The 14577-nt window shown below is 62.4% G+C and carries 8 protein-coding genes; 3 read left to right on the top strand and 5 right to left on the bottom strand.

The features are described 5' to 3' along the window. The first annotated feature begins 72 nt into the window (after positions 1-72). The 3 genes from J5I97_RS14765 (at position 73) to J5I97_RS14755 (ending at position 3445) form a co-directional block, all read left to right on the top strand. Positions 73-222, top strand: coding sequence for a hypothetical protein (locus J5I97_RS14765; protein ID WP_208587341.1), 150 nt, complete (start codon positions 73-75; stop codon positions 220-222). 61 nt (positions 223-283) lie between these two features. Beyond that, a complete protein-coding gene (locus J5I97_RS14760) occupies positions 284-1327 on the top strand; it encodes a rhomboid family intramembrane serine protease (RefSeq protein ID WP_238135546.1) in 1044 nt (347 codons plus the stop codon). A 3-nt stretch (positions 1328-1330) separates the two neighbouring features. Continuing rightward, complete coding sequence (locus J5I97_RS14755) at positions 1331-3445, top strand: peptidase domain-containing ABC transporter (RefSeq protein ID WP_208587339.1); 2115 nt, start codon at positions 1331-1333, stop codon at positions 3443-3445. Positions 3446-3589: 144 nt separating this feature from the next. On the opposite strand, the gene J5I97_RS14750 is transcribed toward J5I97_RS14755, so the two are convergent. The 5 genes from J5I97_RS14750 to J5I97_RS14730 all read right to left on the bottom strand — a co-directional run bounded on the left by J5I97_RS14750 (position 3590) and on the right by J5I97_RS14730 (position 14567). Beyond that, complete coding sequence (locus tag J5I97_RS14750; RefSeq protein ID WP_208587337.1) at positions 3590-6256, bottom strand: glycoside hydrolase family 3 C-terminal domain-containing protein; 2667 nt, start codon at positions 6254-6256, stop codon at positions 3590-3592. 145 nt (positions 6257-6401) lie between these two features. Beyond that, on the bottom strand, positions 6402-9092 hold the full coding sequence (locus J5I97_RS14745) for a beta-mannosidase (protein ID WP_208587335.1): 2691 nt from the start codon (positions 9090-9092) through the stop codon (positions 6402-6404). Between the two features lie 21 nt (positions 9093-9113). Beyond that, on the bottom strand, positions 9114-11558 hold the full coding sequence (locus J5I97_RS14740; protein WP_208587333.1) for a family 20 glycosylhydrolase: 2445 nt from the start codon (positions 11556-11558) through the stop codon (positions 9114-9116). A gap of 253 nt (positions 11559-11811) precedes the next feature. Beyond that, on the bottom strand, positions 11812-12867 hold the full coding sequence (locus J5I97_RS14735; protein WP_208587331.1) for a glycosyl hydrolase family 18 protein: 1056 nt from the start codon (positions 12865-12867) through the stop codon (positions 11812-11814). Between the two features lie 14 nt (positions 12868-12881). Further along, positions 12882-14567, bottom strand: a complete 1686-nt coding sequence (locus J5I97_RS14730; RefSeq protein ID WP_208587329.1) for an alpha-L-fucosidase — start codon at positions 14565-14567, stop codon at positions 12882-12884. Between the last annotated feature and the right edge of the window lie 10 nt (positions 14568-14577).

The following is a 14577-nucleotide window of genomic DNA, read 5'->3' as shown; positions in this document are numbered from 1 at the left end:
CGATTAATTTTTTGCGAGAACCCAAAAGCCCATGACGCAGGGGTGCTATGTCCATATTGAGAAACTTGTGTGATGCGTGAGTTGACTGAAAATGAAATTGAAAAAGTTGATGGTGGCCTAAGTGACTTTACTGAAGGTGGCATGGCCGTGATAGCAATCGGTTTCGCTGGCGGATCAATGTTGGTCGTTGGGCACTATCAAACGATGCAAAATCAACCTTAATTTTATTTAAATCAGTGCCTGCCTGCAATGGCAGGCACTCCTCATTTGAGGATATGTCGCAATGCATTGGAATTCAGACGATATTTTTCCGCGCGCGCCAGAAAGATGGTCCGCGTTGCGACCACCTTGGGGCCGAAAAATTGAGGGGGAATCAGCAGTACGGCGTGCCATCTGGCAATGGCATCCATTCGACCCGATCATCGTGTCGATCCCAGGCGAAAAGTCGATGCTGCCCCCCATTTGCTTTGCAAGCATGGCGCATCAAATTCAAAAAAGAATGCTTTTTCAATGCATTTTATTATTTTCCCTGATGCTGTGCATGGCACTAGGCTTCGCCATTTTAAGTCTTGAAAAACATACCACCTACTTCGTCAAGGCAAGCGTCGCAATTACATTATTTTCTATATATTTATTCCTTCAATATATATTTATTTTTCGAAAATTATCCAGTCTGTGCGAATATTCTCGATTTTCCGCATGGTGCTATCTACAGCCGAGCAAGCAACCGCTTTCAATCGCCGTCATGATGATAGCAATCGGCGCAATTCAGCTCTACCTACAGACACGCGCCGGTAGTCTTTTCAATATGATTGAACAGTACGGGCTTGTGTTCCAAGATGCGCCGCGCGAGCCATGGCGCTATCTCAGCGGGCCTTTCCTGCATTCCGGTGTTGCGCACTGGGCAGCCAACTTGTCTTTACTCATGGTTGCAGCCGGGCTTTCTTTCTCGCTTGGCCGGGCGCTTGTTATTTGGCTGACGTTCTTGTCAGGGGTGTTGTTGCCTGCATTTTTACTGACATTCCTTCCGCATTCGGTCAGCTCGGATGCATTCCTGGGCATCTCTGGCGGCGTATTTGCGTTGTATGGGTGGATGATCGGCACATCGCTACGCAATCGCCAGATATTCCCGCCGGCCCTCTGGTGGCTGCTTGCATACTTCGCACTGGCAACGATGCTGGCATCCTCTTTACTCTCGCCTCGCACAAGTTGGTTTGCTCATGCATCGGGCTTGCTGTTGGGGTGTGTGATTGGCTTGCTGGAGATAGGATTCAAGCATGATCTTAAAAAACCAATGTTGGCATCTTCAGACACTGGAGCGCTTTGAACGATGAAGGCGATTGTGCAAGCAGAAGCAAGCGAATGCGGGCTGGCGTCGTTGGCGATGGTGGCTTCGGCGCATGGCATGCACCTGGGCTTGCCCGAGTTACGCAGGCGCTTCCACTTGTCGTTCAAGGGCATCAGGCTCAACCAGTTGATCGAGATTGCCCAGACGCTGGGCTTCTCGGCCCGCCCGCTGCGGTTGGAGATGGAACAGCTGGATCAACTCGCGTTGCCTTGCATCCTGCATTGGAATCTGAGCCACTTTGTGGTGCTTGCCAAGGTTGGAAAAGCGAAAGCGACGATCTTCGACCCGGCCATCGGTGAGCGCAGGTTATCGCTCGGCGAGGTGGCCCGACACTTTACCGGTGTGGCGCTGGAGCTGACGCCCACAGCCGAGTTCAAGCAGCACAAGGCAGCGCCTTGTATTTCTGCGCGCCAGCTCACCGGCCCCATCCGTGGGTTGTGGAGTGCGCTGTCGCAGATCGCGTTGTTGTCGATGGCGTTGCAGGTCTTCGTCATCCTGGCGCCGTTCTATACGCAATGGGTGGTGGACCAGGTATTGGTGTCGGCAGACCGCGATTTACTCGTGGTGCTGGGACTGGGCTTCGGATTGGCGCTACTGCTGCAAGTCGGCATCGGCCTGCTGCGTGGTTGGTCTGTGGTGTCTCTCTCCTCCCGGCTCGGATTGCAGTGGATGGGCAACGTGTTCGCGCATCTGCTCAGGTTGCCGTTGGACTTTTTCGAAAAGCGGCATCTTGGGGATGTCACCTCACGCATGTCCTCGGTGCAGACCATCCAACACACCCTCACCACCAGCTTCGTCGAGGCGATGATCGATGGGGTGATGGCGATGGTGACACTGGTGCTGATGCTGATCTACAGCTGGAAGCTGGCAGTGATGACGTTGCTGGCCGTCGCACTCTATCTTGGTATCCGCGCAATTGCCTATCGGCCAATGCGCGAGTGCACCGAACAACAATTGGTGGCCGCGGCCAAGCAACAGACGCATCTGCTGGAATCGCTGCGTGGCATGCAAAGCTTGAAAGTGGCCGGTGAAGAAGCGGTGCGCCGTTCCACTTACGGGAACTTGCTCAACGACACCGTCAATCAAGACGTGACACTGGCGCGGATGTCTCTGGGCTTCAGCACGGCCAGCCAGTTGGTGTTCGGCCTGGAGCGCATCGCGGTGATCTGGATCGGCGCCAGGTTGGCGCTGGACAACGTGTTTTCGGTCGGCATGCTGGTGGCTTACCTTGCCTACAAGGACCAGTTCGCCATGCGCGTGAGCGGATTGATCGATAAATGGATCGAGTTCCGCATGCTGCGCCTGCATGGCGAGAGGCTGGCCGATATCGTGTTGACCCCGCCGGAAGACCATCGCGCATTACCGCAAGCGCTGCCACCTGCCGCCCCAAGCATCGAGGTGGAAGGGCTGTCGTTTCGCTACGCCGACGGCGAGCCGTGGGTGGTCAAGGACTGCTGTTTCACGATTGCGCCAGGGGAGTCGGTGGCCATCATTGGCGGGTCTGGTTGCGGCAAGACGACCCTGGTGAAGCTGTTGCTGGGTTTGCTCACGCCCAGCGCAGGGACGATCCGCATTGGTGGCCACGATCTGCACAAGCTCGGCCCGCGCACGGTCCGCGGCATGGTCGGCGCGGTGATGCAGGACGACCAGTTGTTCGCTGGCAGCATTGCCGACAACATCCGTTTCTTCCAGCCGGATGCGGATCAGGACAGGATCGAGGCGGCCGCGCGCCTGGCCGCCGTGCATGAGGAAATCGTGGCGATGCCGATGGGCTATCACAGTCTGATCGGCGACATGGGAAGCGCATTGTCTGGCGGTCAGAAGCAGCGGTTGATCCTGGCGCGTGCGCTGTATCGGCAACCGACGCTGCTCTTCCTCGATGAAGCCACCAGCCATCTGGATGTTACGCGCGAGCGCTTGGTCAACGAGGCGGTGCAGCACTTGCAACTGACCAAGGTGATCGTGGCGCACCGCCCTGAAACCATTGCCAGCGCCGACCGCATCCTGGTGATGGAGCAGGGAAGGATCGCGCAAGAGCTCAGGCCGCAGCGATCGCCAGAGATGTCACATCTTGAAAATCACGTCTTGAGTGCTTGAGTAAAAGCCACACGCGTTGATGCTCGATTTTCGAGCAGCTGTACGCCGTGCTCATCTGCCCGGTTCACCATAAAACCCGCCCCAATCACGCAACCGGCGCCGACCAGCAGCCGACGCCTGTTGCGTGGCATCCGGTGGCAAGGATCACTTCGGCAGCGGCGAGCGCCCCGAAATCGAAAACGCCGCAGCTGCGCCAGCGGCGCCGGTGCCCGGTTGGCCGCCGCCTACAAACAGCGTGTAATTGCCCGCTTCTACCGCACGCTGTCCGTTGCGATCCACATCGCTCAATGCACGCGCATCCAGGGTGAATGTTAGCGTGCGTTGCTCGCCCGGTTGCAGATGTACACGCTGAAAGCCGACCAGGCTGCGCAACGGCGACTGCGGGCGATCCGGATAGTGCAGATACACCTGCGCCACTTCATCGCCGGCACGCATGCCGGTGTTGCGCAGCGTGGTGGTCACTTGCAGCGTGTTGCCTGCTTGCAGCGTGGTGGTGGACAACTGCGGCGCGGCGTACGCGAAGCTGGTGTAGCTCAAGCCATAGCCGAACGGAAACAGCGGCTCGCCCTTGAAGTAGCGATAGGTGCGGCCTTGCATGTCGTAGCTGACGTAGGGCGGCAGGTCCTTGGTGAAACGATAGAACGTCACCGGCAGGCGCCCGCCGGGATTGTCGTCGCCGGCCAGCATGCGCGCGATCGCGGTACCGCCGGACTGGCCGGGGTACCACGCCGCCACGATGGCATCGGCGTGCGTCTTGGCCCAGTTCAACGCCACCGCACTGCCGCTCATCAGCACCACCACCAGCGGCTTGCCGGAGGCTTTGGCGCGTTCGAGCAGGGCCTGTTGCGGGGCGGGCAGGGCGATGTCGTTGCGGTCGCCGCCGTCGAAGCCGGGCACGTCGATGCGCAACTCTTCGCCTTCCACATCCGGCGACAGGCCGACGAAGGCCACCACTGCGTCGGCTTGCGCCACGGCTTGCTCGGCTTCGGCCAATTGCGCTGCAGCCGGCGCCAACCATTCCAAACGCACGCCCTGGTCCTGGCCGCGGTGTTCCATCTCCAGGCGGATCTTGCGCGGGCGGGTGTCGTCGAAGTGCAGCACGGTCTCCAAGCTGCGGCCATCGGCGTTGTGCATGCCGGCCGGCACATGCTTGTCTTCGGCATTGCCGGCGACCACCAATCTGTCGTCGATATAGAGCCGCACCGGATCGTGGCCGGCGCAATCGAAGCAGCGCGCCACGCGCACCGCCAAGGTGTAATCGCCGGTACTGGGCGGCAGCAACTCGCCGCTCCAGCGCACCGCATAGCGATCGGCCGGCACGCCCCTGGCTGGCGCCACCTGGTCCCAGTTGAAACTCACCACGCGATCCTGCCGCACGACGCGCGCAGCCCCGGCCATATCGACATTAGCGAAATACTCGCCACGCAATCCCGGCTTGCCATCGCTGCGCAGCGCGGTTTCCGGGATCATGCCCGGCACCCCGGCTGCCAGCGGCGCACCTTGCGCATACCTCACCTGCTGCGCGCCGAAGCGCTGACGCAGACCAAGCAGCGGCGTTACCGGCGTGGACGAGGTGCCCTGATAGTTGGATTCCAATGCGGCCAAGGCATCGGCATTGGGGCCGATCACTGCCAGCCGCGTGCCGGCTTTCAACGGTAGCGTGCCGGCCTCATTCTTGAGCAATACGATCGACTCGGCGGCCGCCTGCAAGGCCAGCGCGCGATTGGCTGCGTTATCGATGTCCTTGACGCCAAGCTTTGCATATGGATCCTTGCGCGGCGCTTCCAGTTCGCCCAGGCGATAGCGCGCGGCAAACAGGCGCACCAGCGATCGGTCGAGTAGGGCTTGGTCCACTTCGCCGCGTTCGATCGCCGTACCAAGTGCGCGATACGCGTAGCCGCAATTGAGATCGTGCCCGGCCTTGAGCGCGGCAGCCGAGGAGCCGGCATTGTCGGGGCGGAAATAGTGGAACTGGGTCATGTCGTCCACCGCATCGCAGTCGGACACCACAAAGCCCTTGAAGCCCCAATCGCGGCGTACGCGGCCATTGAGCAGCCAGTCGGCCGCGCACGCCGGTGTGCCATGCAGCGCGTTGTACGCGCACATCACCGCGCCGGCCTTGCCGTCCACAAGCGCGGCCCGGAACGCGGGGGTGTAAGTCGCTTCCACATCGCGCGGTGAGACGTCGACATCGAATCCGTGCCGCCCCGGTTCTGGCCCGCTGTGCACGGCGAGGTGCTTGGGCGTGGCGATGGTGCGTGGGTGATCGAGATCATCGCCCTGCAGTCCACGAATGAAGCCGACCGCCAGTTGCCCGGTGAGAAACGGGTCTTCGCCATAGGTTTCCATGCCACGGCCCCAGCGCGGGTCGCGGAAGATGTTGATGTTGGGCGACCAGATGGTCAGGCCCGCATAACGCTTATGGTCCTTGCCCGGGCCGCCGGCCTGATTGAACTTGGCGCGCGCTTCGGTGGAGACCGCCGTGCCTACCTGATGCATCAGCGTGGTGTTCCAGCTCGCCGCCAGGCCGATCGCCTGCGGAAACACCGTCGCATAGCCGTTGCGCGCAATACCGTGCAGGCCTTCGCTCCACCACTCGTAGGCAGCAATGCCCAGGCGTGGAATTGCCGGGGCATCGTTCATCGCCTGCGCGACTTTTTCGTCAAGGCTCATCTGCGCAACCAGCGCGGCGGCGCGCTGTTCCGGAGAGTTGGCGCTGTGGTCGGATGTGGTGGCAGCCAGCGCCACCCACGGCGCTCCAAGACTCAAGCCCAGCGCAATGGCAAGGCGCGATACAGACACCGGCGACATCGATTTACTCCTGCACAGCGGTCATGCGGCCATGCGTTGCATTGATTCTGCCGCGAGACGACGCGGTGCAAAAAGGTGCTGAAACATCTGTTGTTTTTCAGCATTTGACGAGCGTGGTTTACCGCTGAGGCTCGCCTGCGTTGGCTCATTTCGCCGTCGGTGCCTGTTGCGGCTCGGGCGGTGCACCTGCCAGCGTCGATGCAAGATCGCGCACCTGCAGCGCGGCCTGCATCTGTGCCATCGGCAGCTTGCTGGACACATGCACGGTCAACGGCTCGCCCGGCAGCAGGTCGAATGCGTTGTCCGACAGCGTTGCATCCCCATCGCCGAACGACAGCCACACCTCGCGCGCCAGCGTATTGCTGGACAGCGTCAGCGCGTAGCCATCGCTATCGGCCCGCCACTGGCGATCGATCTTCGCGCTTGGCAAGGCCAGCTGCTTGGCTGGTGCGAAGAACACCGCCTCGCGCGACAACAGCTTGTCGCCTTCGAATAATTCGAACACCGCGTAGCTGCGCTTCGGATCGGCGCTGCCCAGCAATTGCTTGTCGCTGAAGTTGCCCACCTGCAGGCTGCTCAGCGGCTTGACCGTTGTCTTTTCTTCGCGCTTGCTCAGCACCTTGCCATCCATGCTCATCACCCGCATGCGCCAGCGTGCCGCCAGCGGGGTGGTGCGGTCGGACACCAGCGATACCTCGGTCTGGCCCTTGTCGTTACGCAGCGCGGCGATCAGTTCGGGCGCATAGAAGCGGCGGGCGTGGTAGTGCAGCGCCTTCCAGCGGCCGTAGTAATCCACGCTGGACCACGACGCGCCTGGCCATACATCGTTGAGCTGCCAGTACAACGAGCCCATCGATTGCGGACGCGAAGCGCGCAGATGCGAGGCGGCCAGGTTGATGCCTTCGGCCTGCATCAGCTGGCTCAGGTAGACGAAGCTTTCGAAATCCTTGGGCTCGCCGAATTCCCGGCGGATATACAGCATCAGCCGCTTGTTGCCGTTGCCCTTGTCGAACTTCTGATGCACGCGCATCACCGGCGATTCCGGATCCATGTCGCCCGGTTCGGCGAACGCACGCACGGTGCGCATGTCCGGGAACGACTGCAAGCCATATTCGGACATGAAGCGCGGGGTGACGTTGAGATATTCGGTCACCGGCAGGGCAGGGCCGCCCCACACCTTCCAGTAATGCATATCGCCATCGTTGGCCTGGTCGGCGGCACCATCGAAATTGGTGCCGGGCGAGGTGGCCCAGTAGGGCGCATCGCTGTCGTAGGTGGCCACCACTTCGCGGAACACGGTACCGAACAAGGTGGTCATGCCGCGCTCGATGCGGGTGCGTTCTTCCGGGTCCAACGACTGCTTGAACTTGACCCGGTCGCCCCAGTTTTCCCAGCCTGTCTGCACTTCGTTGTTACCGCACCACAGCACGATGCTGGGATGGTCGCGCAGCCGCTTGACCTGTTCGATCGCCTCCTGCCGGGTGTTGTCGCGGAACTCCACGTCGTACGGCGGCACCGCGCCACCGAACATGAAGTCCTGCCAGATCATGATGCCCAGCTCGTCCGCCACGTCGTAGAAATAGTCGTCCTGATAATGCCCGCCGCCCCACATGCGCAGCATGTTCATGTTGGCATCGCGGGCGTCCTGCAAGGTGCTGCGCATGCGCTCGGGGCTCACGCGCGCGGGGAACGCATCCAGCGGAATGAGGTTTGCGCCCTTGGCGAAGATCGGGATGTCGTTGATCACGATCTCCATACTCTTGCCGTACTGATCTTTCTCGCGACGCAGCTGCACCGAACGCAGGCCGGTGACACGCTTGATCTGCTGGCTGCCGCCGTCGGCATCGCGCACGCTGGCCACGAAGGTGTAGCGGTCCTGCGCGCCGTAGCCGGCCGGGAACCAGCGCTTGGGCTTGGCGATACGCACCGGCAGATCGATACGGTTCTGCCCGGGATCGACCACCGCCTGCTGGGTGAACTGGCCCACCGGCTGCCCATCCGGGCCGAGCACATCCAGCGTTACCTGCACCGGGCCGCTGCGGCCGGCTTGCAGCTCCAGCTGCGCCTGCAACTGCGCGCTGTCGGCATCCACGCGTTGCTGGGCGATATGCAGCCCATCCACGCGCACGGCATCCCAAGTTTCCACGCGCACGTCTTTCCAGATGCCAGCGTTGACCATGCGTGGGCCCCAATCCCATCCGAAGTTGTACGGCGCCTTGCGTACATAGGTGGAGCTGTGACGCGCCTGGGGCTCGTCGCCGAACGCCGAATCGTAGGCACCGGGAAGCGCGTACGGCTGCTTGGCCAACCATGGCTGGATCTTCTTGATCGGCGAGAACAGCGTGACTTCGAGCACGTTGTCGCCGCGCTTGAGCAATGATTTGGCATCCACCCGCCACTGCCGGAACATGTTGTCGGCGCTGAGCAGTTTCTTGCCGTTGAGGGCGACCTCGGCAAACGTATCCAGGCCATCGAACACCAGCTCCACATGCGCGCGTTCGAGCGTGGCCGCATCCACGTTGAAGCGGGTCTGGTACTGCCAATCGCTCAGGCCCGCCCACTGGATCTTGCCTTCGTTGTCGCGATAGAACGGGTCCGGCACGATCTTGGCGGCGATCAGATCGGTCTGCACTGCGCCCGGTACCTGCGCCGGCAACCATGCCGCGGCGTTGGGATAGGATTTTGCCTGCTCCTGGCCCGGCACCAGCCGCACCTGCCAGCCGGTGTCCAGGGTCACCGTGGTGGGCGCCGCCGCCCAAACCTGCGATATTGCGAAGGTCAGGGTCATCCCAAGACAAGCGGGGGAGGGAACACAACGACGGCGGGACAGGTGCATGCGTGACTCTCCTTGGACGGCTCAGCGCGTGGCGGCAGGGGGCGCCTGCGCGGTGGTTTCGATCAATTGAACGGCACCGATGGCGTACAACGGGCCGCGAATCGGTGCGGTAAAGCGTAGACACAGATCGTGAATGCCGGTGCGTGCAGGCAGTGCGGTTTCCAGCGTGAATTGCTCGCCCAGGGTGTCGCTGTTGGGCAACTGCACGCTGGCGATCAATGCGCCTTCGCAGCCCAGGCGCACTTCCAGCTCGCCGCCGCGCGTCTTGGTCGGGAACTGCACCACCTTGGATTGCTCGTGCGCCAGGCCGAAGTTGTTCGGCAGCCGTGCGCCCTCGATCCTGATCGCGCCGATACCGTCCAGGCGCGCTTGCGGATAAATGCGGCAGGCATGGAACAGATCGACGTTGTAGACCGGCGTATCGGCACCGGTCATCTCCGGTAGCAGCGGCAAGCGCAGGCCGAGCGCACCTGTTTGGACGCAGTCGCGCAGGCCTTGCGTATCGACACGTAGCAACCCTGCACGGTCGAAAGTACGGCTACGCGTGGCCGCCAGCGCTGTGCCATCGGTGTCGAAGGCGGTGGCCTTGACGGTGGTCGGCAGCTGGATCGTAAACGGCGCCTCATAGCGCGGCGATGCCGGCGTGGGATCGCTACCGTCGACGGTGTAGTGCAGCGTGCCCGCAGCGGTCTGGGTACTGAGCGCCACCTTGGCCGGACTACCGGCGAGTACCGGGTTGGGGCCGTTTTCCAGCGTGATGTCTGCTGCGAATGCGCCGTCGCTGTCATCGATGCCCAATGTCTTGTAGCGCTGCAACTGGGCCGGCATCCGTGCCAGAAAATTGTTCCAGTCGCGCGCAGCCGCAGGCGACCACGTCACTTCCGCCACGGCAGACAGGCGTGGGAACAACGCATGATCCACATGCCATTTGGATGGAATGTATTCGGCCCACAACGCGCCTTGCGCGCCCAGCACATGCCTGGCCTGCTCGGCGGTCAGTTCCGCCGGCACCGGGTCGAATGCGTAGACCTTCGCCAATGGCAGCACGGTCAGGCGACCGTTCGGTTCGTCGCTGCGCGTGGTCTGCAGATTGTCCAGATACAGCCAGTCGCCCGGCGCCAGCACCACGTCGTGGCCTTGTCTGGCCGCCGTCACCGCGCCCTCGACGCCGCGCCACGACATCACCGATGCGCTGGCCGGCACGCCGCCTTCGAGAATTTCATCCCAGCCGATCATGCGCCGCCCGTGTTGGGTGAGGTACTGCGCCAGCTGCGCGTTGAACCAGCCCTGCATCGCATGCGCATCCTTGACCCCGAGCTTGCGCATCTGCGCGCGCACCGCCGGCGAGGCTTCCCATTGATCCTTGACCGCCTCATCGCCACCGATGTGGATATACGCCGACGGGAACAACGTCAGCACTTCATCCAGCACGTTGGTAATGAAGCTCAGGCTGCGCTCGCTGGTGTTGAACAGATACGGGTTGATGCCCCAGTTCACACCGACCTGCGTGCGCTGGCCGGGCACGCCCACTTCTTCCGGATACGCCGCCACCGCCGCCTGCGCGTGGCCGGGCATGTCCAGCTCGGGCAGCACCGTGATGTGCAGCCGCGCGGCATAGGCGACGATCTCGCTGATCTGTTCTTGCGTATAAAAACCGCCATAACGCTGCGGCGTGCCGTGCTGGCCGGCACCGGGTGGCGTGCGCCACGCACCGATCGCGGTGAGCTTGGGGTAGCGCTTGATCTGGATGCGCCAGCCCTGGTCGTCGGTGAGATGCCAATGCAGCACGTTGAGCTTGTGCACGGCCATCGCATCGAGCACATGCTTGACCGTTGCTACGTCATGGAAGTGGCGGGCTACATCCAGATGCTGACCGCGCCAGCTGAAACGCGGCCAATCGCGAATCGCCAGTGCCGGTACTGCAACCTCGCCCTTGCGCGCATCCGGTGTCATCAGTTGCCAGGCAGTGATCGCGCCATACAACAGCCCGGCACCATCGCGTGCGGCGATGCGGATGCCGGTGGCACCCACGTCCAGGCTATAGCCTTCTTTCTGCGCCACTGGCGCTTGCGCGCTGCGCTCCAGGCGGATGCTGCCTGGCGACGCCGTGGCTTCGGCACGCACTTCCAACCTCAGGCCACGCGTGCGCTGCAACAGGCTGGCCAGATGCTCGGCACTGCGGCGTGCATCGGCATCGCCGCCGACAATCGAGATCACCGTGCCGGTGCCTATCTTGAAGCTGCCACTGCCGCGCCTGGCCTCGACCGGCGCAGGAATCAGCGGCAGCGGCGCGTTGGCAGCAGGCGGTGTTGCAGATGCACCAGCAGTTGCCGCAGCAGGGGTGGTGGCCAGTTCGCGTTGGTCACATCCAGCCAGCAACACGGCTGCCAATGCCAGCGTAAGCAAGCGCGAGGACAGTGTTGTCGATGCGGTCAGGCGTGCGGTCGGTGCGGAGTTCGACATCATGCAATCACATCCCGATGTAGCGACTGGAACACGGCAGCCAAGCACAGTAGCAAAGCCATGCCGGATGGCGCAGGGACTGGCGCACGCTTCATCCGGATGCGCGCAGCGTGCAGGCTGCGTTGCGCAGCGACCAACCCACCAGCGTCGGTCGCTGCAAGACGGGCACGGGCGGTGCAGGCCGGATTGCAGTGCATGCATTCCGATTCGCGCACCGACCGCGCCTGCCAGGTCGTCCGGCATTGCGATAACGCCTTTAGCGCTGCGCGGTCGGCAACGCGTCCCACACCTTCGGGTCTTCGGCGCCCAGCACCCAGCAGCTGAAACCTTCCAGGCCGTACTGCTTCACCAGGTCATAGCGTGCCTTGAAGCTGCGCGCGTCGGGGCGGAACACCCACTCGCGCATATCGTCGCGATAGAAGTAGAACCACGATTCCTGTTCGACCGGATCCCACTGCACGGTGGCGTTCTGTTCGATCGCCAGCGGGAACGATTCGTCGGCATCGATATACGTGGCCGCGATGTTCGACGCTTCGGTGCCGTCTTCCTTGACCGGGTTGCCGGTGTACCAGCGATAGCCGTAGGTGGCGATGCCGAGCGAGAGCTTTTCCTTCGGCACCTGGGTGATCGCGTAATCCAGATGCTTCTTCATCCACACCATGCCGTCTACCGGGCCGGGCGTGGTCCAGCGGGTGTGCTGGTCGTAGGTCATGATGCTGACCAGATCCGCGGCCTGGCCCAGCGCCTTGAGGTCGTACCCACCGCGCCAGTATTCCCACATCCACTTGGAGAACTGGCCGCCTTCGGCATGGCCCGGCGCATTCGGTACCACCGCCACCGACAGCTTGAAACCGGCCTTGTGCAGCGCATCGGCAGTCTGCTTGACCATCAGCGTGTAGGCATCGCGGTCGGTCCAGGCGATGTTTTCGAAATCGAACTGGAAGCCGTCGTACTGATTTTGTTTGCCGTGAATCAGCAGCGATTCGATCATGCGTTTCTTGGCGGCTTCGTCGTGCATCAACTTGTGGAAACCATCGCGACCGGTGGTCATCGACAGGATCGGCATCACGCGTATCCTGTTCTGCTTGGCGATGTTGTAGAGGTACATGTTGGGCGTGCCGTTGACCAGGCCGTTTTGGTCCACGCCGTACCACGTCGGCACCACTACATCGATTTTGTCGACATTGGCCAGGAACGCGTTGGTCGATTTCTGCGTGTTCATCAGATAGAACAACGCCGTGGGATTTTTCGCCAAGGCAGGCGCACAGGCAAACGCCAGCGCGAGCAGTATCCAGGTCAATCGCTTGCTCATGCAAACAGCATCCGTCAGGGAGTGGAAGAAGAAAGATCGATGCGCAGCACGTAGGCGTGTGCGCCCACCGGCTTGGCCGGCAGGGTCAGGTGCAGGCCATCGGCTTGCTGATCGAACGCCACCTTCTTGCCGTTGGCCAGCAGCGTCACGCCGCGTACGCCATCGGCCGCGGCGAGCGAACGGATCACCGCCTTGCCACCGGCCGGCCAACCGAGTTCGATCGCATACAACGCGCCATCGCGCGTGGTGAAGCGGAAATCTTCGGCCGTATACGGCTTGGTCTTGACGTCTTGGAAGGTGCCGCCCACCACTTCGGTCGGGCCTTCGCCATACACGCGCCACGGCTTGCTGTCGTAGATCGCGCCACCGTTGGTCTTGAGCCACTTGCCGATCGAAAGCAGAATCCCGCGCTCGGCATCCGGGATCGAGCCATCCGCGCGCGGGCCGATGTTGAGCATCAGGTTGCCGTTCTTGGCCACCACGTCGGCCAGCATGTGGATGATGAAGGTCGGCGACTTGTAGGTGTCGTTTTCGATGTAGCCCCACGAGGCATTGCTCACCGAGGTGTCGGTCTGCCAGTGGGTAGGATGGATGCCGGTGAGCTGGCCACGCTCGATATCCAGCGTGCCGGCGCCTTCGGGGAATGCGCCGAGCTTGTAGTTCACCACCACGCCGCGGTCGGCTGCGGTGCGCGCCGCGCCCTGGTTGTAGTAGTACGCCAGCATGGTCGGCAAACTGCTGCGGAAGGTGGGGTGGGCGATCCACCAATCGAAATAGATCAGGTCCGGCTGATAGGTGTCGATCAACTCGGTGGTGCGCGCCAACCAGTCGTCCAACCACGCCTGCGAGACCGGCGTCCAGTCGTTGGCCACATCGGCATCGTCCTTGCCGGGCAGGCGGACCTGCGCCGGGCCGTATAGCGCGGCATAGCGTGGGTCGTTGACGTCCGAATCGAATTTGCGCCCGCCATCGAAGAACCAGTTGTGTTCGGCGCGGTGCGAGGACAACCCGAAGTGCAGCCCCTGCGCGCGGATCGACTTGGACAATTCGCCCAGCAGATCGCGTTTGGGCCCCATCTTCACCGCCGTCCAGTCCGACAACTTTGAGTCGTATAGCGCGAAGCCATCATGGTGTTCGGCCACCGGCACCACATAACGCGCGCCGGAGTCGCGGAACAGTCTGGCCCAGCCATTGGGGTCGAACCTGGTCGCGGTGAACTTGGGGATCAGATCCTTGTAGCCGAAACGTGCCTGCGGGCCATAGGTCGCCACGTGATGCGCGAATTCCTTGGAGCCTTCTAGATACATGTTGCGCGAATACCACTCGCTGCCGAACGCCGGCACCGAGAACACGCCCCAATGGATGAAGATGCCGAACTTGGCGTTGTCGTACCACGCCGGCGATTGATACGCCTTCAGCGCCGTCCAGTCGGGGCGGAACGGCCCATTGCGCGCGCCTCGCTCGGCTTTGCGCAGCCGCCGCGCGCGCTCGGGTGCGTACTTGGCGGTGGCGCTGAGCCACTGCCGATCGATCTGTTCCGGGCTGAGCGTGGCGGCGGTCGGCGCGGTGGGAGACTCGGCCGCCTGCACCGACAACACCGGGCATGCCAGCAGCAGCGCGAGCGCAAGCGCCCGAGTGCTGGGTGCAGCTTCGGCGTGGTTGCAGAAGGAAGCCGTGCGGTTGCGGCGATCGATCGTCATGGGAACGTGA

It is taken from the genome of Xanthomonas fragariae, assembly GCF_017603965.1.
GTDB classification, from domain to species: domain Bacteria; phylum Pseudomonadota; class Gammaproteobacteria; order Xanthomonadales; family Xanthomonadaceae; genus Xanthomonas; species Xanthomonas fragariae_A.
Note: the sequence above shows the minus strand (reverse complement) of the source record. Positions and strands in the feature narration are given on the sequence as shown.